20 protein-coding genes are annotated in these 23,706 nt (G+C 67.5%); 10 read left to right on the forward strand and 10 right to left on the reverse strand.

The genetic code is table 11. The annotated features are described in order from the left end of the window. Positions 1 to 30: 30 nt before the first annotated feature. A complete protein-coding gene (locus K8O92_08360; protein UAK33907.1) occupies positions 31 to 288 on the reverse strand; it encodes a hypothetical protein in 258 nt (85 codons plus the stop codon). A gap of 165 nt (positions 289 to 453) precedes the next feature. Between K8O92_08360 and K8O92_08365 the strand changes: the two genes are divergently transcribed. The 7 genes from K8O92_08365 (at position 454) to K8O92_08395 (ending at position 9,926) form a co-directional block, all read left to right on the forward strand. Beyond that, entirely contained in the window at positions 454 to 1,635 is a 1,182-nt protein-coding gene (locus K8O92_08365) for an ATP-binding protein (GenBank protein UAK33908.1), read from the forward strand. Positions 1,636 to 1,794: 159 nt separating this feature from the next. Next, positions 1,795 to 3,750: an acyl-CoA dehydrogenase family protein gene (locus K8O92_08370; protein ID UAK33909.1), complete on the forward strand. Its 1,956-nt coding sequence runs from the start codon at positions 1,795 to 1,797 to the stop codon at positions 3,748 to 3,750. Positions 3,751 to 4,097: 347 nt separating this feature from the next. Beyond that, positions 4,098 to 5,060: an alpha/beta hydrolase gene (locus K8O92_08375; GenBank protein ID UAK33910.1), complete on the forward strand. Its 963-nt coding sequence runs from the start codon at positions 4,098 to 4,100 to the stop codon at positions 5,058 to 5,060. Between the two features lie 191 nt (positions 5,061 to 5,251). Further along, complete coding sequence (locus K8O92_08380; protein ID UAK33911.1) at positions 5,252 to 5,539, forward strand: hypothetical protein; 288 nt, start codon at positions 5,252 to 5,254, stop codon at positions 5,537 to 5,539. An 841-nt stretch (positions 5,540 to 6,380) separates the two neighbouring features. Then, a complete protein-coding gene (locus K8O92_08385) occupies positions 6,381 to 7,211 on the forward strand; it encodes a hypothetical protein (protein UAK33912.1) in 831 nt (276 codons plus the stop codon). 25 nt (positions 7,212 to 7,236) lie between these two features. Next, positions 7,237 to 9,177, forward strand: a complete 1,941-nt coding sequence (locus tag K8O92_08390; GenBank protein UAK33913.1) for a fumarate reductase/succinate dehydrogenase flavoprotein subunit — start codon at positions 7,237 to 7,239, stop codon at positions 9,175 to 9,177. A 2-nt stretch (positions 9,178 to 9,179) separates the two neighbouring features. Beyond that, positions 9,180 to 9,926: a succinate dehydrogenase/fumarate reductase iron-sulfur subunit gene (locus tag K8O92_08395; GenBank protein UAK33914.1), complete on the forward strand. Its 747-nt coding sequence runs from the start codon at positions 9,180 to 9,182 to the stop codon at positions 9,924 to 9,926. 48 nt (positions 9,927 to 9,974) lie between these two features. On the opposite strand, the gene K8O92_08400 is transcribed toward K8O92_08395, so the two are convergent. The 5 genes from K8O92_08400 to K8O92_08420 form a co-directional block, all read right to left on the reverse strand. After that, positions 9,975 to 10,172: a hypothetical protein gene (locus K8O92_08400; GenBank protein UAK33915.1), complete on the reverse strand. Its 198-nt coding sequence runs from the start codon at positions 10,170 to 10,172 to the stop codon at positions 9,975 to 9,977. An 89-nt stretch (positions 10,173 to 10,261) separates the two neighbouring features. Continuing rightward, the gene (locus K8O92_08405; protein UAK33916.1) at positions 10,262 to 10,486 is read right to left on the reverse strand and encodes a DUF397 domain-containing protein; all 225 of its coding nucleotides are present in this window, start codon (positions 10,484 to 10,486) and stop codon (positions 10,262 to 10,264) included. A gap of 197 nt (positions 10,487 to 10,683) precedes the next feature. Further along, positions 10,684 to 11,154, reverse strand: a complete 471-nt coding sequence (locus tag K8O92_08410; protein UAK33917.1) for a DNA-directed RNA polymerase subunit beta — start codon at positions 11,152 to 11,154, stop codon at positions 10,684 to 10,686. Between the two features lie 226 nt (positions 11,155 to 11,380). Then, the gene (locus K8O92_08415) at positions 11,381 to 12,304 is read right to left on the reverse strand and encodes a DNA-3-methyladenine glycosylase 2 family protein (protein ID UAK35534.1); all 924 of its coding nucleotides are present in this window, start codon (positions 12,302 to 12,304) and stop codon (positions 11,381 to 11,383) included. Between the two features lie 366 nt (positions 12,305 to 12,670). After that, the gene (locus K8O92_08420) at positions 12,671 to 15,457 is read right to left on the reverse strand and encodes an FAD-binding oxidoreductase (GenBank protein UAK35535.1); all 2,787 of its coding nucleotides are present in this window, start codon (positions 15,455 to 15,457) and stop codon (positions 12,671 to 12,673) included. Between the two features lie 370 nt (positions 15,458 to 15,827). Between K8O92_08420 and K8O92_08425 the strand changes: the two genes are divergently transcribed. Continuing rightward, positions 15,828 to 17,708 carry an ABC transporter ATP-binding protein/permease gene (locus tag K8O92_08425; GenBank protein UAK33918.1) on the forward strand — a complete coding sequence of 627 codons (1,881 nt, stop codon included), beginning with the start codon at positions 15,828 to 15,830 and terminating at the stop codon, positions 17,706 to 17,708. Positions 17,709 to 17,721: 13 nt separating this feature from the next. On the opposite strand, the gene K8O92_08430 is transcribed toward K8O92_08425, so the two are convergent. From K8O92_08430 to K8O92_08445, 4 genes are all read right to left on the reverse strand, one after another. Then, positions 17,722 to 19,245, reverse strand: coding sequence for an alpha/beta hydrolase (locus tag K8O92_08430; protein ID UAK35536.1), 1,524 nt, complete (start codon positions 19,243 to 19,245; stop codon positions 17,722 to 17,724). A gap of 111 nt (positions 19,246 to 19,356) precedes the next feature. Further along, positions 19,357 to 20,076 carry a TetR/AcrR family transcriptional regulator gene (locus K8O92_08435; protein UAK33919.1) on the reverse strand — a complete coding sequence of 240 codons (720 nt, stop codon included), beginning with the start codon at positions 20,074 to 20,076 and terminating at the stop codon, positions 19,357 to 19,359. Between the two features lie 217 nt (positions 20,077 to 20,293). Then, complete coding sequence (locus K8O92_08440; protein ID UAK33920.1) at positions 20,294 to 21,289, reverse strand: oxidoreductase; 996 nt, start codon at positions 21,287 to 21,289, stop codon at positions 20,294 to 20,296. A gap of 37 nt (positions 21,290 to 21,326) precedes the next feature. Then, positions 21,327 to 22,397 carry a DNA polymerase IV gene (locus K8O92_08445; protein ID UAK33921.1) on the reverse strand — a complete coding sequence of 357 codons (1,071 nt, stop codon included), beginning with the start codon at positions 22,395 to 22,397 and terminating at the stop codon, positions 21,327 to 21,329. A 268-nt stretch (positions 22,398 to 22,665) separates the two neighbouring features. On the opposite strand from K8O92_08445, the gene K8O92_08450 reads away from it, so the two are divergent. Both K8O92_08450 and K8O92_08455 read left to right on the forward strand, forming a co-directional pair. After that, positions 22,666 to 23,250: a TetR family transcriptional regulator gene (locus K8O92_08450; protein UAK33922.1), complete on the forward strand. Its 585-nt coding sequence runs from the start codon at positions 22,666 to 22,668 to the stop codon at positions 23,248 to 23,250. Then, complete coding sequence (locus tag K8O92_08455; GenBank protein ID UAK33923.1) at positions 23,247 to 23,690, forward strand: PaaI family thioesterase; 444 nt, start codon at positions 23,247 to 23,249, stop codon at positions 23,688 to 23,690. The genes K8O92_08450 and K8O92_08455 overlap by 4 nt, the downstream gene beginning before the upstream one ends. Positions 23,691 to 23,706 lie beyond the last annotated feature (16 nt).

A 23,706-nucleotide genomic window follows, 5' to 3' on the forward strand; every position in this document is an offset into this window, starting at 1 on the left:
GACAACGCATCCGCTATGCCAGCACCGCGCTCAAGCCTGCGTTCCGTGCACCGCGCGCTCGAGCTCATCGATCCTGCGGCGCGCCTCGGCCAATTCGACCTCGAGTCCGCCGAGCGCCATGACCAGCGGGCCGACCGCGAGATCGGCGACCAGTTGGGGATCGTCGTAGCCGCGTTCGATCGCGATGAGGATGTTGGACCGGATGCGCTGGGCCACCGTGGCGCCCACGGGGACATTCCAGGATCTCACCACTTCAGCGAGGCCGACGGGAGCCGGTTCGTCGGACATGCCCCTCCGTTCCCGCGCGCCGTGCGCGCGACCATTCTGGCGAACCGCCACAGCCTAGAGAACCCACGGCGAGAGCAATAGTGCGATACCGGCCGCTAGGGCTCTCTAGGACACACCGTAGATGTGCCCAGACTATCCGGACGAAACGCGCTACGGTGTCGGGGCATGGACCCCGTGCGGAATCCGTATGCCCCTGGAGCGGGACAGCGCCCACCCGAATTGGCCGGGCGCGACAAGCAACTCACGGCTTTCGACATCGTGCTCGAACGCGTCGCGCGCGGTCGCCCGGAACGCAGCGTCGTGCTCACCGGTCTGCGCGGAGTCGGAAAGACTGTGCTGCTCAACCAACTTCGCTCCGCCGCGATATCGCGCGGCTGGGGCACCGGCAAAATCGAAGCGCGGCCGGACCAGGAACTGCGCCGCCCGCTGTCCTCGGCGCTGCACATGGCCGCACGGGCGATCGCCACCTCGCACCGCAATCCGGAGCGGGTGGACGATTTCCTCGGCATTCTCAAGGCTTTCGCGTTGCGGGCAACCGCGGAGAAGGGCATGCGGGAACGCTGGCAACCCGGTATCGACGTGCCCGCGGTGAGCGGCCGGGCCGATTCCGGCGACATCGAGATCGATCTGGTGGAACTGCTGGTCGAGGCGGCGGCGCTGGCCGGTGACATCGGCGTCGGCATCGCGATCTTCATCGATGAGATGCAGGATCTCGGACCCGCCGACATCTCCGCCATCTGCGGCGCCTGCCACGAACTGAGCCAGGACGCCGCCCCGCTGATCGTGGTCGGGGCGGGGCTGCCGCATCTGCCCGCCGTGCTGTCCGCCTCGAAGAGCTACTCGGAGCGGCTGTTCAGCTATCACCGCATCGACCGTTTGGACCGGGAATCCGCCGACCAAGCGCTGATCGCGCCCGCCCGGCGCGAAGACGTGAAGTTCACCGACGCCGCGCTGGACGCGCTGTATCGCAAAGCCGATGGTTACCCATATTTCGTGCAGGCGTACGGCAAAGCCACATGGGATCAAGCGCCGGAGAGCCCGATAACCGCCGAGGACGTCGAGGTGGCCTCGCCTGCCGCCGAGGAGGAGTTGGCGGTCGGGTTCTTCGGTTCCCGCTACGAGCGGGCAACGCCCGCGGAACGCGAATACATGCGCGCCATGGCCGATCTGTCCGGCGACGACGGCCCGGTCGCGACCGCGGCGGTGGCCAACGAACTCGGCCGCAAACCGGCTTCCCTCTCGCCCGCGCGCGACGGCTTGATCAAGAAGGGCCTCATCTACTCCGCCGAGCGCGGAACCATCGGCTTCACCGTGCCGCACTTCGGCCGCTATCTACGCTCGGTGTGAGCCTGCCCGGACCCTCGTCCGGGGCTGGTCGCTGTCCATTTGCTCATCTAACAAGATCAATAGATATTCGTAGATTTATGTCGACCAGCAGGCCTACCGATGGGTAACAAACACTCCTACACTCGGATGTGATCCTGATCACGTCCGAGGGAGGACATCATGGCGAAAGCCGCGAAAGTCGACGCCACCGAAGAACAGGCCCGCGCACTGGTCGAGGAGTCCCGGGAAACGAGCTGGGTCAAGCCGTCATTCGCCAAGGAGATGTTCCTGGGACGGTTCCGTCTGGACCTCATCCACCCGTATCCGCAACCCAGCCCCGAGGATGCCGAACGAACCGATGCGTTCCTGGCCCGGCTGCGGACGTTGTGCGAGTCCATGGACGGAGCGGTCATCGAGGCGGAGGGACGGATTCCGGACGAGTACGTCAAAGGCTTGGCCGAACTCGGCTGCTTCGGCCTGAAGATCCCGCAATCGTATGGCGGTCAAGGCCTTTCCCAGTTGGGCTACAACCGAGCTCTGATGCTGGTCGGTTCGACGCACCCGAGCCTCGGCGTCCTGCTCTCGGCGCACCAGTCCATCGGGGTGCCCGAACCGCTCAAGCTGGCCGGCACCCCGGAGCAGAAAGCCGAGTTCCTGCCGCGCTGCGCGGCCGGAGCGGTCAGCGCGTTCCTGCTCACCGAGCCCGATGTCGGCTCCGACCCGGCCAGAATGGCCAGTACCGCGACGCCCACCGAGGACGGCGAGGCCTACGTGCTCAACGGCGTGAAGCTGTGGACCACCAACGGCGTGGTCGCCGAACTGCTGGTGGTGATGGCGCGCGTACCCAAGAGCGAGGGGCACCGCGGCGGCATCTCGGCGTTCGTGGTCGAGGCCGACTCGCCGGGCATCACGGTGGAGCGGCGCAACTCCTTCATGGGCTTGCGCGGCATCGAGAACGGCCTGACCCGGATGCACGACGTCCGGGTGCCCAAGCGCAATCTGATCGGGCGTGAGGGCGACGGTCTCAAGATCGCGCTGACCACACTGAACGCGGGCAGGCTCGCCATACCCGCGCTGTGCACCGCCGCCGCCAAGTGGTCGCTGAAGATCGCGCGGGAGTGGAGCACCCAGCGCGTGCAGTGGGGCAGGCCCGTCGGGGAGCACGCCGCCGTCGGCCAGAAGATCGCGTTCATCGCGGCCACCACGTTCGCGCTGGAAGCCGCGCTCGACCTTTCGGCCACCATGGCCGACGAGGGACGCAACGACATCCGGATCGAGGCGGCGCTGGCGAAGTTGTGGGCCAGCGAGATGAGCTGTCAGATCGCCGACGAACTCGTGCAGATTCGCGGCGGCCGCGGTTACGAGACGGCGGCCTCGCTCGCCGCACGGGGAGAGCGGGCCGTCCCCGCCGAGCAGTTGGTGCGCGATCTGCGCATCAACCGCATCTTCGAAGGCTCCAGCGAGATCATGCGGCTGCTGATCGCGCGGGAGATGGCCGACGCCCACATGGCGGCCGCGGGCGCGCTGGTCGACCGCAAGGCCGAGTTCAAAGACAAGGCGAAGGCGGCGGTCGGCGCGACGGGTTTCTACGCCAAGTGGTTCCCGCAGCTGGCGGTCGGGGCGGGTACGGTGCCCGCGGCGTACACCGAGTTCGGTGTGCTGGCACGGCACCTGCGGTTCGTCGAGCGTAGTGCGCGCAAACAGGCGAGGTCGCTGATGTACGCGATGGGCCGCTGGCAGGCCGGCCTGGAGTACCGGCAGAACTTCCTCGGCCGGATCGTCGACATCGGAGCCGAACTGTTCGCCATGTCGGCGGCCTGCGGTCGCGCCCAGGCATTACTCGCGGCGGGCGCGCCGGAGGGCAAGGCGGCCGAGGAACTGGCGGACACCTTCTGCAGGCAGTCGCGACTGCGCGTGCGCAAACTCTTCGACGCGCTGTGGGACAACACCGACGACGACGACCGCACCCTCACCCGCGGCGTGCTCGACGGCCGTTACGACTGGCTGGAGGACGGCGTGCTCGACCCGAGCGAGGGGACCGGGCCGTGGATCGCGGAGTGGCAGATGGGTCCGTCGACCGAGGAGAACCTCTTGCGTCCGTTCCTGCCCTCTACGCGAACCCGCGCACAGGCCTGATCGAGGAGCGAGCCCGTCGTCGCCCCCGGATGTTCGGCCCCGGGTGCGGGACGGGCTGCTCGCTCACAAAAATATTCGCCATTCTTTAATTTTTCCTAGAGAGGCAAATATTGCCAACGCGGCACCTCATATATCCCGAAGCGGACAGAGCAATATCAGTGAATCTAGTTCTAGAGCTATCTGTGTCTAGATTTTCATACGCACACGGCGGCGAGCGCCCGATGGACTGGCAGCCTCGATTGGACAACGTGTGCATAACGGCAGGTGTGGGGCGCTAACGGCGCGGAAATCCAGTTCGACAACTGGGCAGGAAGTGCTTGACCAGGTACCTCGTCGAGGAGGGTGCCATGTCCACGACCATCGCCCGCCGCGCCGCCGATTACGACGGCCACCGAGTGACGGTGTCGGCCCAGGACGGTGTCCCCCTCGCGGTCCACGTCTTCGGCGCCGAGGCCGCCACCGCGACCGTCGTCTTCGTCCATGGTCACTGCTTGCGCGCGGAATCCTGGTCCTACCTGCGCGACCGGCTGCTCGGACAGTGGGGAGACGACACCAGGATGGTGTTCTACGACCACCGCGGCCACGGCGAATCCGGGGTGGCGCATCCCTCGACCTACACCATCGAGCAACTGGGCCACGACCTGGACACCGTGTTGCGGACGGTCGCGCCGACCGGGCCGGTGATCCTGGTCGGCCACTCGATGGGCGCGATGGTCTTGCTCGCTTACGCCCGGCTCCACCCGGAGGCGATCGGCACGCGCATAGTCGGCGTGGGCCTGCTCGCGGCCGCGGCCAACGGGATCACCGAGGTGGGGCTGGCGCGCCTGCTGAACCGGCGAGCGGTGAACTCGCTGCTAGCGGCCGTCACCCGCGCACCGAGGGTCCTGCAGGCATCGAAGCTCCTGACCCGCCGCCTGTTCGCGCCGCTCATGCGCGAGGCCGACTTCGGCGCCAGGAAGGTGAACCCCCGGATCGCCGCACTTGCCACCGCGATGATGAACGACACGCCGCTGCTGACCATGGCGGGCTTCCTGCACTCGCTGATCACCTTCGACGAGACGGCTACCCTGCACCGGCTCGGCGCGATACCCGCGCTGGTGCTGGCGGGCTCGGCGGACATCATCTTCCCGTTCGCGCACTCGGTGGCACTGGCTTCCCAGCTGACCGGTTCCGAGCTGGTGCGCCTGGAAGGCGCCGGGCACAGCGTGATGCTCGAGCGGGCCGAAGAGGTCGCGCTGTCCATCGCGGGACTCGTAGAACGCGCCTTCGCCGCGGCTCGCTCCTGCACCGAGTACGCCGCCACCGGCTGACCTTCGCCAACCCAGCGGCTATCAGCGAGTTCCGACCTTGCACGAGCCAGGAACGAATTCTTTCGGTACTGTGTTGTAGATCACGTTGTGTGGTGGGTCACACGACTCGGTGACGTGCGGTTCAAGGCAGACGGAAACCGCGCATCACAGCCCCGAGTTCGTATGTCCGCCAGTCAATACAGGAGGTATCGATGACACGCAGCGAATTCGCGGAACTACGCTACGCGGTCGGCCAGCTCCGGCAATCCGTCACCGCGCTGCGTACGCAGTACGGTGACGCCAGCACGGTGCGCCGGTTGGAGAACGACCTCGAGCGCCTCGTCATCGACGCCGACGAACTCGAGCAGTCACCGCCCCCGGAGGTGCACCGCCGCCCTCAGGACGTCATCTACGTGCCGGACAGCAAGTCCGACGAGGCCGCCTGGATGGGGGCGCAGGACGAAGGCCTCGGCTTCCACTCCCGGCCGCGGACGAAGTAACCGGGATGGGCGGCGGGGGCCGCCCATCCGCGATGTGTTCGGGCCGGTGTCTGCCGTGACGGCGCACCGGCCGCTCCCTGAGGAACCCAGCGGCCGGACCGCCGGTATTCGCAGGCGCGCCGCCTGCGGTGATGCCTGGAAGCAGCCACGGTCTCCACAGGAGTCTGTACGCACCCGGCGACGTCGTCACGGTGGGCCGGACCGGCCGCACCCGATCGGATGTCCGAACTCGACCATCGCACCGTTCGCATCGAGCACGGCCCGAGTTTCATGGCGCCTGTGCCGCCGCCTCCGCTGAGCAGTTTCTCCTGAGTTCGATCGAATACCGGTAAGCGAATCTCCTGCTATCGGCTATTTCGCACGCAGGCGCAGACCTGAGCCGCGCCACCGGGACCAAATCCGGCTGCGGCCCAGCCGTCAGGAAGCCCACCGGGACGAGCCCGAGTTCCGCTACCCGCTTCACGCCGACCCCGAACCGAGCTTGCACCGTCGTACCTGGTACCGGGCTGCGATCGCGCCCGCTTCTCGTTCCTGGCGACTCGGCAAGCAGCTGCTGCGGGGCTGTTGGAATGGCAATCCACGGACCCCGCTTTCGTCCGATCAGACCTACTTCGAACTCGTTCCGCTCGGGCCGAGTTCGAAAAGTCCGGTTAGCTCCCTACCGGGCGCAAGCAATCAGGAGCCACCCTGAATGTGGCGCAAATCATACGGTTGACAGCGGGGCGGGTTTGTGGAGACCCCGCTCGATCAATAGCGGACGTGTCGTATGGTGCTCAGCATCACATTCGATTGCGGAGGTAACGATGACCACCCGCACACAAGATCAGCGAGGCATCCACCAGTGAGTGCCGCACCGACCGCCGCCCCGGAAGCGGGCACCGGCGTATTCAGCAGAACAAGGGCCCGGATCTCGGAACGCACGTTGCGCACCGACCGATGGTGGATCCCCCCACTGGTCACGGTGCTCGGACTAGGTGCGTTCCTTGTCTACGGTTTGATCAGATCGTATGTGCGCACGGCATATTGGGTTCCTGAATACCACTACCTGACGCCCTTCTACTCGCCGTGCCTGAGCACCTCCTGCGTGGAGGGTTCGAGTCATTTCGGGACGCCGTTCGGTGAGCTGCCCGCGATCCTGCCGCTCGGCTTCGTGGTGCTGCCCTTCCTGCTCGGCTTCCGCCTGACCTGCTACTACTACCGCAAGGCCTACTACCGGTCGGTGTGGTTCTCCCCGCCCGCCTGCGCGGTGGCCGAGCCGCACGCGAAGTACACCGGCGAGACCAGGCTGCCGCTGATCGTCCAGAACGCGCACCGCTACTTCTTCTATGTGGCCGTGCTGGTTTCGGTGATCAACACCTACGACGCCATCGCCGCTTTCCACGGCAAGTCCGGCGGTTTCGGTTTCGGTCTCGGCAATATCGTGCTGCTCGGCAACGTCATCCTGTTGTGGGGGTACACACTGTCGTGTCACTCGTGCAGGCACATCGCGGGTGGACGGCTCAAGCACTTCTCCGCGCACCCGGTGCGCTACTGGTTCTGGACTCAGGTCTCCAAGCTGAACACCCGGCACATGACGCTGGCCTGGACCACCCTCGGCACGCTCGTGCTGACCGACTTCTACGTCATGTTGGTTGCCAGCAAGACGATTTCGGACCTGCGGTTCATCGACTGACCGCCTCACTGAGGAGTTTCTCTGCATGGCAGAAGTGGAACGGCACAAATACGACGTCGTCGTGATCGGAGCGGGCGGCGCCGGATTGCGAGCGGTCATCGAAGCCAGGGAGCACGGGCTGTCCGTCGCGGTGGTGTGCAAGTCACTGTTCGGCAAGGCCCACACCGTGATGGCCGAAGGCGGCTGTGCGGCGGCGATGGGCAACGTCAACGAGAAAGACAATTGGCAGGTCCATTTCCGGGACACGATGCGCGGCGGCAAGTTCCTGAACAACTGGCGCATGGCCGAATTGCATGCCCAGGAAGCGCCCGATCGGGTGTGGGAGCTGGAAACCTATGGGGCCCTGTTCGATCGGACTCCGGACGGTCGCATCAGCCAGCGCAATTTCGGTGGCCACACCTACCCGCGCCTCGCGCACGTCGGCGACCGGACCGGTCTCGAGATCATCCGCACCATGCAGCAGAAGATCGTCTCGCTGCAGCAGGAGGATTTCGCCGAGACGGGTGACTACGAAAAGCGCATCAAGGTGTTCGCCGAATGCACCATCACCGAACTGCTCAAGGACGGCGACCGCATCGCCGGCGCCTTCGGCTATTGGCGGGAATCCGGCCGCTTCATCTTGTTCGAGTCTCCCGCAGTGGTGCTGGCGACCGGCGGCATCGGCAAGTCGTACAAGGTGACCTCGAACTCCTGGGAGTACACCGGCGACGGGCACGCGCTGGCGCTGCGCGCGGGCGCGACCCTGATCAACATGGAGTTCCTCCAGTTCCACCCGACCGGCATGGTCTGGCCGCCCAGCGTGAAGGGAATCCTCGTCACCGAGGGCGTGCGCGGCGACGGCGGGGTGCTGAAGAACACCGAGGGCAAGCGGTTCATGTTCGACTACATTCCGCCGGTCTTCAAGGGCCAGTACGCCGAGACCGAGGAAGAGGCCGACCAGTGGCTGCGCGACAACGACTCCGCGCGCCGCACGCCGGATCTGCTGCCGCGTGACGAGGTCGCGCGCGCCATCAACGAAGAGGTCAAGGCCGGGCGCGGCACCGAGCACGGCGGCGTGTTCCTCGACATCGCCTCCCGCATGCCCGCCGAGGAGATCGTGCGGCGGCTTCCCTCGATGCACCATCAGTTCAAAGAGCTCGCGGACGTGGACATCACCAAGGAGCCGATGGAGGTCGGTCCGACCTGCCACTACGTGATGGGCGGGATCGAAGTCGAGCCGGACACCGGTGCGGCCACGGTGCCAGGACTGTTCGCCGCGGGGGAGTGTTCCGGCGGCATGCACGGCTCCAATCGTCTGGGTGGCAACTCGCTGTCCGACCTGCTGGTGTTCGGCCGCAGGGCCGGACTCGGCGCCGCCGCCTATGTGGAACAGCTCGGCGAGCGGCCGTCGGTCTCGGATGACGACGTCGCCGAAGCCGCGAAGGCCGCCGTAGCGCCGTTCGATCCCCCCGCCGACGGCAACGGTGAGAACCCCTACACATTGCACACCGATTTGCAGCAGACGATGAACGACCTGGTCGGCATCATCCGCAAGGAGCATGAGGTGCGGGAGGCCATCGACAAGCTCGCCGAGCTGCGCGCCCGGTTCCGTCACGTGACCGTGGAGGGCCATCGCCAGTTCAATCCAGGCTGGCACCTGGCGCTCGACCTGCAGAACATGCTGCTGGTCAGCGAATGCGTGGCCCAGGCGGCGCTGCTGCGGACGGAGAGCCGTGGCGGGCACACCCGGGACGACCACCCGTCGATGGATCCGACCTGGCGCAACCAGTTGCTGGTCTGCGCGGTGGAACCGAACACGGCCGGTGAACCGATCCCCGAGGTCACCGTCACGCGCAAGGAACAGCCCCCGATGCGATCGGACCTGCTCGCCCTTTTCGATCTCGGCGAGCTCGAAAAGTACTACACACCGGATGAACTCGCCGGGCACCCGGCCGCGGCCGGGCATTCGACGGAGCGAGAGGCGTAACGATGGGTTACGACGCCAAATTCCGCGTATGGCGCGGCGATCTCGACGGCGGAGAACTGCACGATTTCACCGTTCTGGTGAACGAGGGCGAGGTGGTGCTCGACATCATCCACCGGCTACAGGCCACGCAAGCGCCCGACCTGGCCGTGCGCTGGAACTGTAAGGCGGGCAAGTGCGGTTCGTGTTCGGCCGAGGTGAACGGCCGGCCGCGTCTGCTGTGCATGACGCGGATGTCCACCTTCACCCAGGACGAAGTGATCACGGTGACGCCGATGCGTACCTTCCCCGTGATCAAGGACCTCGTGACGGATGTGTCGTTCAATTACGAAAAGGCGCGGGAGATACCGGCTTTCACGCCGCCCGCCGATCTGAAACCGGGTGACTACCGGATGAAGCAGATCGATGTGGAGCGTTCCCAGGAATTCCGCAAATGCATCGAATGCTTCCTGTGCCAGGACACCTGTCACGTGGTGCGGGACCACGAGGAGAACAAGCAAGCCTTCGCGGGACCGCGCTATCTGATGCGGATCACCGAATTGGAGATGCATCCGCTGGACGTCGGCGACCGCACCGACCTCGCCCAGGATGAGCACGGTCTCGGCCTGTGCAATATCACCAAGTGCTGTACCGAGGTCTGCCCGGAACACATCAAGATCACCGACAACGCGTTGATCCCGATGAAGGAGCGGGTGGCCGATCGGAAATACGACCCGCTGGTGTGGCTGGGCAACAAGCTGTTCCGCCGCTAGACCGCCGAGGACGACCGGCCGGGAGATTCCCGGCCGGTCGGCGCACCCTTACAGAGTTGCCACTACACCGAGGGCGACGATCCACACCAGCAAGCCGACGAACAGAGCCGACAGCAACGAGTTGGTGAGGACGAAGACTCCGACCGCCGACACCGCGAACAACAGTGCGACGATCAGCCATTCCACCCAATCGCCAGGCCGCAATTTCTTGTACCGGGAATGGGAGCTTTTGAGCCCTCGGTCCACGCATAAAGAAATACCCGTGCTCGGCCTCGGCAAACGCCTTTTCGTTGCCGAAAAAGTGTCGTTTCGTGATCCTCGGACGCCTTCGTGCCCTACTGCGGCCGGTCGAACTCACCGTCGTGCACACCAGCCGTGAACGCGGCCCACTCCCCGGGCGTGAAGATCAGCACCGGCCCGTCGGGGTCCTTCCCGTTGCGTAGACCCACGTGTCCGTCGGCGAGCAGCGCCACCTCCACGCTGTCGTTCCCCTCGCCTTCCCCCGCCCTCCGCCACGTGGCGCCGGTCAGGTCTATGTTCGCGTTCCCCTGAATGCTCACGAATTGCACTCCTTCGCTGTCTGCCGTGGCAGACGTGTACGGACCGAGAACCCAGCACTCCTGCTGGACGCACTCACGCGCGCCCGATAGTACCGCCGCTGACCGGCACTGTCGGGCGAAAATCCGGTCGCATGAATCGGCCGGTACGTCGAGCGGCAACGATGATTCCGTTCGATGATTTCAGCGGCACCGCCGGCTCAGCGGCGGCGCGACGGCGGCCCTGCCCAAGCGCGAATGGCCGCGACCACAACTCGGCCGGAGGGACGAAACCTGTTTCGCGGCGGGACGATCCAGCAGCGGATCGCGCCGACCGACGCGGTCGGCGACGGCAACGCGATCGTCGATCCGGTGCGGGATACCGACACGTTCAGCCGGAACAGCTCCGCGAACAGCCGCGTATCGCTCTCGGGCAAGTCCGGGGCGATCAGGAAAGTCCATCGATTCGAGCGAGGGTGCGCCAGGATCGGGCCCAGCCGGACGCGTGTGCTCTGCATGTGCGCCTTGACCGCCTGTCCGAGGCTGCTCGGCATGGTCAACGCCCATACCGATCCGGCACGCATCACGATCCGCCCTAGTTCGGGCGGGTCGACCACGGCGGGCAGATCACATTCGCGCCGATAGAACTGACATCTGGACCGTGGTGTATCCCTGAGCGAGCTCTGTTCCACTGACAACCCCCTGCAGTTGTGTGGTTCGCCATTTAGGTGCGCGCCATACCGGAGCCCCTACGTTCCGACAGTGGCTCCCGCTCGCGTACCGATGAGAATGCGGCGATGACCGAGTGTGGCGCGACTACCTCTAGTTTCGCGTCGCGCCGACCGGGATCGACTGATAAAGAATGGGCAAAACTGGGAAAAATAGCGGTGGCACGGTGCGCATGTGAATGATGGGGACTCAGTGCCTGCTGTGATCCGTCAGCGCGGTGCGCGGACCGAACTTGGGTTTGTGAAAGTGGCCGCTGATTTCCAGCAGGCGGATCGCCCGATAACGGTGCGGACGAAGCGGTTCCAGATATTCGACCATCGCGTCGTCATCGAGCGGTCGGCCGAGCAGGGTCCAACCGACGGCGGCGGCCAGGTGGTAATCGCCGACCGACAACGCGTCCGCGTCGCCGAAAGCCCGCTGTGCGATCTCCGCGGCAGTCCACACCCCGATACCGGGGACAGTGCGCAGCATGCGGGCCGCCTCCGCGGGATCGACCCGCGCCGCGCGCTCCAACGACTCGGCGATCCGAGCCGCACGCACGATGGTCTGTGCGCGCTGCGGTCCGACATTGGCCCGGTGGTAGACCCAGGAAGGAATCCGCCGCCAAGTACCGGCGTCCGGCGGCAGCCGCATTCCTTCCGGAGCGGGACCCGGCGCGGGTTCGCCGTACTGCCGCACCAGCTTGCGCCACGACGCCCGCGCTGAGATGGTGTGCACCTTTTGTTCCAGCACGGCGGGCACCAAGGCTTCGAACACCAGTCCCGTGCGCAACATGCGCAGGCCGGGGAAGCGGTGACAAGCATCGACGAGCTTCGGATGATCCGGGAGGAACGCCGAGACGTCCTCGTCCAGACAGAGCATGTGCTCGAGACCATCGAGGAATTCCGCCGCGCCCGGCCCCCAGGCGCGGGCCTGCACCGTGCACGGACCGGACTGGGTCAATCGGTAGGTTACCGGCCCGGTCGGCAGGCGGGAGGCGTGCCAGTGCGCGCCGTCGCCGGTCACCCGGTGGCACGGATCGCCGGTGCCGCGGCCGAGTGGAGCGACGGTGGACGCCAGATCGATCGGCCGATCCGTGATCACGGTCCGGCTCGCTCCCGGCTCGACCGTCAGGTTGCGCACCGCATCATTCTGCCCGGTGCGGCGCGCGGTGCCGCGTCCCCCTCCACCCGGGGGACACGGATTATTATCCGAGACACACCATAAGCCTTTTCATACCGCTTGCGCATAATCACAGTCCCCCGAATCGGATGTAACGGTACGGGATTCACCGCGATATTGATCTCGATCGGCAAATAGCTGGCTGTAGCCATGACGGAGGTTCTCTGATGATCACCAATGTGCTCAACTGGTTGCTCAACGCCTGGGGCGGGCTTTTCGCGGGCAGCTCGGGTTACCAGATTCCGCCGGGCACCCTGCCGTTCGGCAGCTGAACCATGCGGCGCGCCCGCTCGAGTTCTCGGCGGGCGCGCGAAATGGTCACTTACCCCAGAGGAACTGCGCGATATGGCGTGCGTTTCGCCCTGCTAGGGCAGCGGCTTGGGTACGACAGGAGAAGCCGTCGGCGAGGAAGATCGCGTCCTCGCCCGCGGCGCGCAGGGCGGGCAGCATGCCGTTCTCCGCTATCGCCATTGAAATGTCGTAATGGCCGGCCTGCATTCCGAAGTTTCCCGCCAGACCGCAGCATCCAGTGATTTCCGTCACTCGAAGGCCCATACCGGCTAGAAGTCGGCGATCGGCATCGAATCCGAAAATCGCGTGCTGGTGACAATGCGGCTGAATCACCACCGACTGTCCGGTTCGCGTCGGCGGCCGCCAAGTCGGCTGTTCGGTGAGGAACTCCGCGAGGGTGCGCACGGCGGCGGCGGTCCGGGCCGATCTCGGGTCTTCCGGCAACAGTTCCGTCAGGTCCGCGCGCAGGACCGCGGTGCAGGACGGTTCCAGTCCCACGACCAGACCACCCGCCTCGACATGCTCCTCCAGCGCGGTCAACGTGGACCGTAACCGGGCACGTGCGCCCTCGAGCTGCCCGGTGCTGATCCAGGTGAGTCCGCAGCAGACACGGCGCTCGGGAATCCGGACGCGGTATCCGAGGGTGGTCAGCAACCGTGCCGCGGCCAGCGCGATCTCCGGATCGAACGCGTCGGTGAAGGAGTCGATCCAGAGCATCACCTCGCCCGAGCCGCTTCCGGCCCGCTCCTGGGGGGCATACGACGACTCGGCCAGCAAGGCGCCCTCGTCGAGATCGCGCCAGATCCGGCGGAACGTGCGCTGGGCCAGGCGTGGCACGTCACGGCGCGGGTCGATGCCCGCCACTCGCAAACCGGCTCGACGCAGCACGGCCCGGTCTGCCAGCGCGTTGACGACGCGCGGCATGCGACTCGCCGCGGACAACCAGCGCGGCAGCCAGCCCAGTGCGTAGTGATCGATGGGGCGCGGCCGACGGCGGTAGCGGCGATGCAGCGTCTCCGACTTGTAGGTGGCCATGTCCACGCCCGCCGGACAGTCCGATCGGCACGCCCGGCACGACAGGCAGAGATCGAGCGACTCGGCGACCGCCTCCGAAGACCAGGGCAGCGCGCCGCGCACCACCTCCTGCAGGACGCGGGCCCGCCCGCGCGTGCTGTCCTTCTCGTCCCGGGTGGCCAGGTAGGACGGGCACATGAAACCGCCGTCGGCGCGGCATTTTCCGACACCGACACAGCGATGGACCGCGACGCCCACATCGCCGTCGTCATCTCCGAACGCGTAACCGCTCGACGGCCGGACGCGCGGAAGTCCGGCCAGCCGCAGGTCGGCATCGATCGGACGCGGCGCGACCAGCACACCTGGATTCAGGATGTCCTCGGGGTCGAACAGCCCCTTGTAGCCGGAGAAGACGTCGAGCACCGCCGGGGAGTACATCACCGAGAGCAACTCCGAGCGAGCCCGGCCGTCGCCGTGCTCGCCGGAGAGCGAACCGCCGTACCGGACCACCAGCTCCGCCGCGTCGAAGAGGAACGCACGGAATCGATTCGGCGCGTCGGCGATCGGAAGATCGAGGCGGACGTGGATGCAGCCGTCGCCGATGTGCCCGTACAGCAGCCCATCGACGCCGTGGTCGCGGGTCAGCGCGGCGAAATCACGCAGGTAGGCGCCCAGCCGCGCGGGTGGGACGGCCGCGTCTTCCCACCCCGGCCACGCCGGTCGCCCGTCGGGTGTGCGACCCGCGAGCCCCGCGCCGTCGGCTCGGATCCGCCAGAGCGCGGCCGCGGCCCCGGGGTCGGTGACGATCCGGGTGTCCACCGCCCCCGCCGTCCGGCACAGGCGCTGCGCGACGGCCAGCGCGTCGGCCGGTGACCGGCCCACGGTCTCCACGAAGAGCCAACCGCCGCCGCGCGGCAGGTCGGGAACCCGTCCGCCGTGCGCGCGGACCACGTCGACCAGCCGCGCATCGATGCCTTCGACCGCGATCGGCGCGCAGGCCAGCACGGCGGCAACGTCGTCGGCGGCGGTGGCGATGTCCGGGTATCCGAGCACCGTGAGCACGGTGGCCGTGGGCAGCTCGACCAGCTCGACCGTCGCCTCCAGCAGCAGACCGCAGGTGCCCTCGCTCCCGACGAACGCCTTCGCCGCCGACGCGCCCCGTTCGGGCCGCAGGTGTTCCAAGCCGTATCCGGATGCCTGCCGGTCGAAGCGTCCGAGATCGGTGCGCAGCACGGCGAGATGCGCCCTGCTGAATTCCGCGAGACCCGGCACCGCGGACAGGTCGGCGGCCAGCCTGCGTTCGACGCCGGTGCCGTCCAGGATGCGCAGCTCGCGCACGGTGTCGGAGGTGCGCCCCCACGCGACGGCGCGCGGGCCACAGGCATTGTTGCCGATCATGCCGCCCAAGGTGCAGCGATCCTGCGTCGAGGGATCCGGTCCGAAGCGCAGGCCGTGCGGCCGGGCCGCACGCTGCAATCGCGAAAGCACCACGCCCGGCTGCACGGTGGCGACATGCTCGACGGGATCGATCGCCACGATCCTGTTCATGTGCTTGCTGAAGTCGAGCACCAACCCGGAGCCGATCGCGTTGCCCGCCACCGAGGTTCCCGCGCCACGCGCGGTCACCGGTAAACCGTGGCCACGGGCGAATTCCAGCGTGAGCGCGATGTCCTCATCGGTCCGAGGGAAGACGATCGCGGCGGGGAGAACCCGGTAGTTCGACGCGTCCGAGGAGTACTCCGCCCGCCGGCGCTCGGACGTGTCGACCTCACCCGCGATCCTGCCGCGTAGTGCCGCCATCCGGTTCTCGGTCACTCCGCCAGCCTAGGTGGTGTCGGTTTTCCAGCGCCGCCCCAGCTCAGCTCGGCGTGGCTGGTCCCGTGGCGTTTCCACCGCCATATGGTCTCGTTCGGCATCCGCACCTCTGGTTCTGGCGGGCCGCTACTCGCGGTTTCATTGCCTCTCTGCCGCGGTGTGGCGTCTTCCGTATCGGGGCGTCGGCACGGCCGTTCGCGCGGCCCTCGCCCATGTGCCGGTCCTTCGAACGATCTCGGTTTCGCCCTCGGCGGAAACGCCCTGCGGGCGGAATCGACTTGAACTGAACCATTGTTGAGGTCTTAGTGTCGGTGGCCAGGTCTTTGATGGGGCGGGGAGCGAGAGGAAGAAGAACGTGAGCATCGAATCCGTGGCGTGGAGCCAGATGTACCGACGGGCGAACGCGCCGCAGGAACAGCGGCCGTTCCGCCTGGCCACCGCCAAGCGCATCATCCGGTTCGCCGCGCGGCACCAACGGAGGATCGGCGCGTTCCTCCTGCTCAGCGTCGTGTCCGCGGTGCTCGCCGTGGCGACGCCGGTGCTGGCGGGCCGGGTGGTCGACGCGATCGTCGGCGGCGACGCGCCACGGGTGGTCGTCCTGCTCGCCGCGATGATCGGTGTGCTCGCGGTGTTCGACGCCGGGCTCGGGCTGGCGATTCGATGGATGTCGGCGCGGATCGGTGAAGGGCTCATTCTCGATCTGCGCACCGCCGTGTTCGACCACGTGCAGAAGATGCCGGTCGCGTTCTTCACCCGGACCAGGACCGGTGCGCTGGTCAGCCGCCTGAACAACGACGTCATCGGCGCCCAGCGCGCGTTCAGCGACACCCTGTCCGGCGTGGTGGCCAACTTGGTGACCCTCGCGCTGACGCTCGCCGTGATGGTCAGCATCTCCTGGCAGATCACCGTGCTCGCGCTGGTGCTGCTCCCGGTGTTCGTGCTCCCCGCGCGCCGGATGGGCAACCGCCTGGCGGACATGCAGCGGGAAGCGGCCCGGTTGAACGCCTCGATGAGCACCCAGATGACCGAGCGTTTCTCCGCGCCGGGTGCGACGCTGGTCAAACTCTTCGGCCGTCCGGAGCAGGAGTCCTCGGAATTCGCACTGCGGGCGCGCCGGGTGCGCGACATCGGCGTGCGCACCGCGATGTTGCAGACCGTCTTCGTCACCTCGCTCACGCTGGTTTCCGCGCTGGCGATCGCGTTGGTGTACGGGCTCGGCGGCTGGTACGCGTTGCGCGGACAGTTGGACGCGGGCGCGGTCGTGTCGCTGTCGCTGCTGTTGACCAGGCTCTACTCGCCGCTGACCGCGCTGGCCAGCGCCCGCATGGAGATCATGTCCGCGCTGGTGAGCTTCGAGCGCGTCTTCGAAGTGCTCGACCTGAAACCGCTGATCGAGGACGCGCCGGACGCGAAATCGGTTCCGGAGGGCCCGGTCGCGGTGGAATTGGACGCGGTGAGCTTCGGCTACCCGTCGGCCGACAAGGTGTCGCTGGCCTCGCTGGAGGACGTGGCGAACCTGGACACTCGCGGCGGGGTGGAGGTGCTGCACCAGGTATCGCTGCGGGCCGAACCCGGTCAGCTGATCGCACTGGTCGGCTCGTCCGGCGCGGGCAAATCCACCATCGCCCAGCTGGTCTCGCGGCTCTACGACGTCGAGGGCGGCGCGGTGCGGTTGAACGGCGCCGACGTGCGCGAGCTGACCAGCCGGTCGATCCGCGAAACGGTCGGGCTCGTCACTCAGGACGGGCACCTGTTCCACGACACCATCCGGGCCAACCTGCTGCTCGCGCGGCCCGAGGCCACCGAGGACGAACTCTGGGACGCGCTGGAACGCGCCCGCCTGCGAGAGCTGGTCGCTTCCTTGCCGGACGGGCTGGAGACCGTGGTCGGCGAGCGCGGCTACCGGCTCTCCGGCGGTGAGCGCCAGCGTCTGACCATCGCGCGCCTTCTGCTCAAGCAGCCGCGCGTGGTGATCCTGGACGAGGCGACCGCGTCGTTGGACTCGACCTCGGAAGCCGCCGTGCAGGAAGCGCTGTCCGAAGCGCTCGAGGGCAGGACCGCGCTGGTGATCGCACACCGGCTGTCGACGATCCGCGCCGCCGACCAGATCTTGGTGCTCGAGCAGGGACGGATCGTGGAGCGTGGCACGCACACCCAACTGCTGGCCGCCGACGGCCGCTACGCGGAGCTGTACCGCACCCAGTTCGCCGAGGAGCCCGTCACGGCCGCGGCCTGACCGCGGCTACCGGCTAGCTCGCAGTCTGGTCCGCGGTGCAGGTGGTGTCGGTGTCCGGCAGCACCCCCGCGCCGAAGTAGGTGTTGATCGCGTCGTTCACGCAACTGCTCAATTCGGGCCGGAACGTCATATGGATACGGACATCGCGCAGAGTGACCATGCGCGACTCGGACAGATGCTGATGCAGTCGAACCCCGTGGGCGTAAGGGGTGCGTGGATCTCCCGTCGCCTGCACGATGAGCGCGGGCACCGCGTTCCGGACCACCGTCGGAGGTTCGACCGGGCGAGGCCAGAAGGCGCACGGCTGGATGTTGCCCGCCAGCGCGCCGAACACCGGTTGCGTGGCCCGGTTCTCTTCGATGGTGCGCCAGTACCAGGTGGGATCGATCGGTGCGCCGACATCGCCGCAGGCGATCTGCGCCAGCACGGAGTTCTCGTTGTCCCGGAGCGCCTGCACAATGGCGCGCAACCGGGGCGTACGCGAGGTCGTCGGCGGGCCGCCCGCGGCATCGGCGATCTCACGCACCGTCGCGGCCAACGGCTCGTTCAACCGGAAGTTCGTCAGCAAGGCGTGCAGGATGAACGGAAGCCAGTGGTCATCGATCGCGAACCCATCGATGACGATCGGTTGCCGTGCGGCGATGCGCACCAGTTCCTCGACCTTCGCCCGCACCTGCTGCGCAGTCGCGCCGAGCCGGAACTCGTCGTCCCGGGCGGCGGCCCACACGGCCCAGTCGTCCAGCGCGATCTCGTCGGCGGGACCCCAGTCCTGCACCAAGCCGGTCCAGTACCGGTCCGGGTCGATCGCGCTGTCGAGCACGATTCGATCCGTGCGCTCGGGAAACATCTGCGTGAACACCGCGCCGAGGTAGGTGCCGTAGGACAAGCCGTAGAAGTTGACCTTCTGCTCGCCCAAGACGGCCCGGACGATGTCCATGTCGCGCGCCGTGTTGCGAGTGGTGAACTGCCGCACCAAGTCCGGATCGCGGATGACGCAGCTCGCGGCCATGCCCGCGGACTGCACGGTGTCGTGCACAAAACCCAGCGGTTCCAAGCCCGCCGAGCGCACCATCTCGCCGACCGGCCACCCGCACCGGGGACTGCGGCTGGATTCGCCGACCCCGCGCGGGTCCATCCCGATCAGGTCGTAACTCGCCAGCACATCCGGCGACAGCACGTCACCGAGCAGATCCACGCTGTCCAGGCCCGGCCCGCCGGGACCGCCGGGATTCGACAGCAGGACTCCCCGGCGCCGTGCCGGATCGCCCGCCTTCACCCGGGATATCGCCACGGTGATCGTGCGATCGCCAGGCCGCCCGTAGTCCAGCGGCACCAGAACGTCGGCGCACTCGCCACCAGCTTTGTCCAGATTCTCGACACCGCAAGGCTTCCACTCGGGCAGCTGACGATAGAACCGGTCCAGGCCGGCCGGGTACTGGTCGGCCACCGGCTCGGCCTGGCTGTAGGCGGGCACGGCCAGCAGCACGGACACCGCCGCTATCGAAATCGAACGCCAGAACGGCTTCGCGGGCAACAGACTTCGCCTCTCGACCGGAGCGAGCACGTGGGTGGATGCGGAAGAACCGTATCGGATCGGAGCCTTCGATGGTGGCACCCTTCCCACGCGCGGCGTCGCGCGAGGTGCGCGTCAGGTGGCCCGGCGTGCGTCGAGCCCGTCCAGCACCCGGTCCAGTCCGTAGCGGAACTTCCGCTCGCGCAACCGTTCTGGATCCTGGTTCCAGTTCTCCTGCGCGACTCGCGGAAACTCGCGCGCCGCCGCTTCGACGGCCGGGCGCAGCTCGGCCAGCCACTCCTTCTCCGTCTTCCCGCTGCGAGTCAGCATGCTCAGATACGCCGCCTCGGTGATGCCGATACCGACCACGTAGCTGATGACGGCGCCGATGGCGTCGCCCGCCTCCTCGGCGGGGAAGCCACCGGCTTCGAACAGCCCGACCATCCGGTCGTTGAGCCGCATAACGTTCGGGCCCAGATAGGACAGCCCGACCTGGCCCAGGGTCGAGGCCATCCACGGATGCCGCAGGATCATCGCGCGCAGGCTCGTTGCGCACTCCTGCGCCGCGGCGCGCCATTGCGCCGGGTCATCGATCCGTGGGACGTCGATCTCACCGTAGACCTCGTCGACCACCAGTTCGATCAGCTCGTCCCGATTGGCCACGTGGCGGTAGAGGGAGGTGGCGCCTGCGTTCAGGCGAGCGCCGAGCTGACGCATGCTCAGCGCCTCCATGCCCTCCGCGTCCAATAGCGCGACCGCTTCGGCCACGATCTGTTCCCTGGTCAGCGCCGGTTGCTCCCGGCCGCGCCGCGGGCGCGTCCACACCGATCCCACCGGCTGCTTCTCCGCGGGCATGGCACTCCTTTCGTCCATCTCCAGCGTAGCGCACGGTGTTCGCGAATGCGTACAACGCTCGCCGGTGCCGATGCGGGACCGAACCCCGGCCCGTCAACCACCGAAATCCGGCTCGAACGGATCGAGCCGGGCCTCGTCACGGCGCGCGCCGCATGCGTCCGGTCCGGGTTCCGCGAGCGCTACCCGGGCCCGCCGAGCGCAGGCACGCAGGTGACGATCAGAATTCGCCCGAGACGCCGAGAACGGTTCGGCCCCGGTGGCTGCCTTTCTGAATGGAGCGCAGCACCTTCTCCACCTCGGTGATCGGAGCGTGGTTCGCCAGGGTCGAAAGATGCTGAGGGCGCAAGTCCTTGCCGAGCTGGGACCATACTTCGCGACGGCGCTCGATCGGGAGGTTGACCGAATCGATGCCCTCCAGGGCGACGCCGCGCAGGATGAACGGCATCACCGTGGTGGGCAGCTCGGATCCGCCGGTGAGGCCGCTGGCCGCGACCACGCCGCCGTAGCCGATGGCGCTGAGAACGTAGGCGAGCGAGGCGCCGCCGACACTGTCCACGGCCGCGGCCCACCGCGCCTTCGTCAGGGGCCGCGGCTTGGCGCTCGGCTCCTCGGGCAGCCTTCCGATCACCTCGTTCGCGCCGATCTCACTGAGCAGGTCGCCCGCATCGGTCTTGCCGGTGGAAGCGATAACTTCGAAGCCGAGCCCGGAGAGGATGTCGATACTCACGCTGCCGACTCCACCCGTCGCGCCCGTGACCAGCACCGGGCCCGCGTCCGGGGTGAGACCGCGATCGAGCAGTGCCTGCACGCTGAGGGCCGCGGTGAAACCGGCGGTGCCGAGCGCGGCGGCGTCACGAAGGCTCAGATCCTCCAGCTTGACCACCCATTCGGCGGGCACCCTGGCGTATTCGGCGAAGCCGCCGTTGTGTGCAACGCCGATGTCGTATCCGTGCGCGATCACCGGGTCACCCGGGGCGAAATCGTCGTCGGCGGACTCGACCACTTCGCCCACGAGATCGATTCCGGGCACGATCGGGTAGTTGCGGACCACTCCGCCGCCCTTGGTGATCGCCAGAGCGTCCTTGTAGTTCGCGCTCGAGTAGTGCACTTTGATCGTCACGTCGCCCGGCCCGAGGAAATCCTCGCCGACCTGCTGCCGGGTCAGGACGATCCCGCTATCCGATTCGTGTGCCACCATCGCCCAGAACTCCATGCGGACGAGCATACGAGTGTCCGGACGGGTCCGGGAGCTACTGCGGCACGAGTTCCAGCCGGACGCCGAGCAGACGAACCGGCCGGTCGAGGTCGAACCGGTCGACGATCCGCAGCGCGGTCTCGGCGATCCGCGCGACGTCGATGGTCGGTTCGGGGAGTTTCTCCTGTTTACTGCGGGTATAGAAGGTGTTGGTGCGCACCGTCACGGAAACACGGGTGCCGATCCGGCCTGCCGCGGCCATCTCCTCGGCGACCTCGGTGGCCAGTCGCGCGACTTGGGCGCGGATCTCGCCGGGATCGGTCAGATCGTGCGGGAAGGTCTCGGATTTGCTGCGACCTACGGGGATTCGCGGTTCGGTGGTGACATCCGTATCGCCCTTGCCGTGGCCGAGCACCCGGAGATACGGCCCGGTGTTCGGCCCGAACTCCGCGGCGAGACGATGCCGGTCGGCCGCCATCAGGTCGCCGACGGTTCGGATGCCGAGGTCGGCGAGACGCGCGGCGATTCGGTCGCCGATACCCCACAGCGCGTTCGTCGGGCGATGGGCCATCACTTCGGTCCAGTTCGCCGCGGTGAGCCGGAAGACGCCCGTGGCGGCGCCCGCGCCGGCCACGGGCTCGGCCGAGGACTTGCCCGCCGATTTGGCGAAACCGGTCGCGAGCTTGGCGGTGAGCTTGTTGTCACCGATGCCGATGGAGCAGGTCAGTTCCAGTCCGGCGATGGCGGCGCGCACCTGGTGCGCGAGGGCCTCAGGGTCGTCGGTGTCGGCGGCGAGGAACGCCTCGTCCCAGCCCCACACCTCGACCCGCCCGGGAAACGTCCGCAGCAGCGCCATGACCTCGTCGGAGGCGTCCTCGTAGGCGGTCATGTCCAAGGGAAGGAAGACGCCGTCGGGGCACTTGCGCTGGGCGCTGCGCAACGGCATCCCGGCCCGCACGCCGAACGCGCGTGCCGGATAGGACGCGCAGGTCACCACCTTGCGCGCCTCGGTGGGATCGCCGTGGCCGCCGACGATGACCGGCAGTCCCCGCAGTTCCGGATGACGGCGGAATTCCACCGCCGCCTGGAACTGGTCGAGATCGACGTGCAACAGCCATCTGGCCACATGCCGTTCTTACCGCAGTGCTGCGACACCATGCGTAATTCCAGTGCGAATCGGCGGCCGACCGGCGTTTCCACCGCGCCGCGAGCGTGCGTGTGTCCCGCGGACACCTCGCTGGACCGTTCCCAGGGTGCCGGACCCGCCATGGGTGCGAACTGCCCGCCGCTGCCAGGCAGATCCGCCGATGTTCGCCCGGCAGTCCCATGCCGTCGAGGAAGCACGTCTCGCCATGCGCATTGCGCTGCCCGAGAAACAGAATTAAATTCGGTATATGAAGATTCGAGATCGGTTACTGCTGGCGGCCGAGCGCCAGTTCGCCGAGCACGGTGCGCTCGACGCGACGCTGACGCAGATCCGGGACGCGGCGGGTGCCAGCGTGGGGGCGCTCTACCACCACTTCCCGGACAAGGCCGACCTCTACCGGCAGGTGTGGGCCAACGCGCTGACGGACTACCAGAAGCATTTCTGGGCGGTAGTGGGCGACAGCACCGACGCGCGTGCGGGCGTCACCTCCGGCGTGCGCGAGCACTTGCGGTGGGTGAGCGAGAACCAGTACCGGGCCACGGTGCTCACCTCCGCCCGTCCGCCAGGAGTGCGCGAGAGCGAGAGCAATCGCCGCTTCTTGTCCGATGTGACGCGTTGGTGGCGCACGCACGCCGGATACGGGGTGGTGCGTGATCTGCCGATCGATCTGGTCTACGCGCTGTGGCTGGGCCCCGCGCAGGAATACACGCGGCAGTGGCTGGGCGGCGAGATGCGCATCGCCCCGGCCGAAGTCGCGGGCGAACTCGCCGACGCCGCATGGCTCGCCCTCGCCGCCGATCGCATCCGAGCCGCGCAAGAGGTATCCCGATGACAACAACCATGAGCCTCGACAGCGCCAGGAAAGTGCTGGCCGCACAGCCTTTTGCCGACCTGGTCGGCACCGAGATCACCGCCTTCGGCGACGGAGCCGCCACCCTGATCATCCCGCTGCGCCGCGAACTGACCCAGCAGTTCGGCTACGTGCACGGCGGCGTGCTCGCCTACGCCGCCGACAACGCCCTCACCTTCGCCGCGGGGACGGTTCTCGGCGCGAACGTGCTCACCGGCGGTTTCACCATCACCTACCTGCGACCGGCCGCGGGCACTCGGTTGCGCGCCGAGGCATCCGTCACCGGGTCGACGCGCCGCCAGGCGGTTGCCCACTGCCGGATCTACGCGGAGAGCGCCGACCGTGAACCGATCCTGTGCGCGGTGGCACAAGGCACCACCCGGCTCGCGGAAAGCGACCTGACGAACTCGAACCCCGCCTGACTCGCCCCACGCGCGA

The organism is Nocardia asteroides, assembly GCA_019930625.1.
In the GTDB taxonomy this organism is placed as follows: domain Bacteria; phylum Actinomycetota; class Actinomycetes; order Mycobacteriales; family Mycobacteriaceae; genus Nocardia; species Nocardia sputi.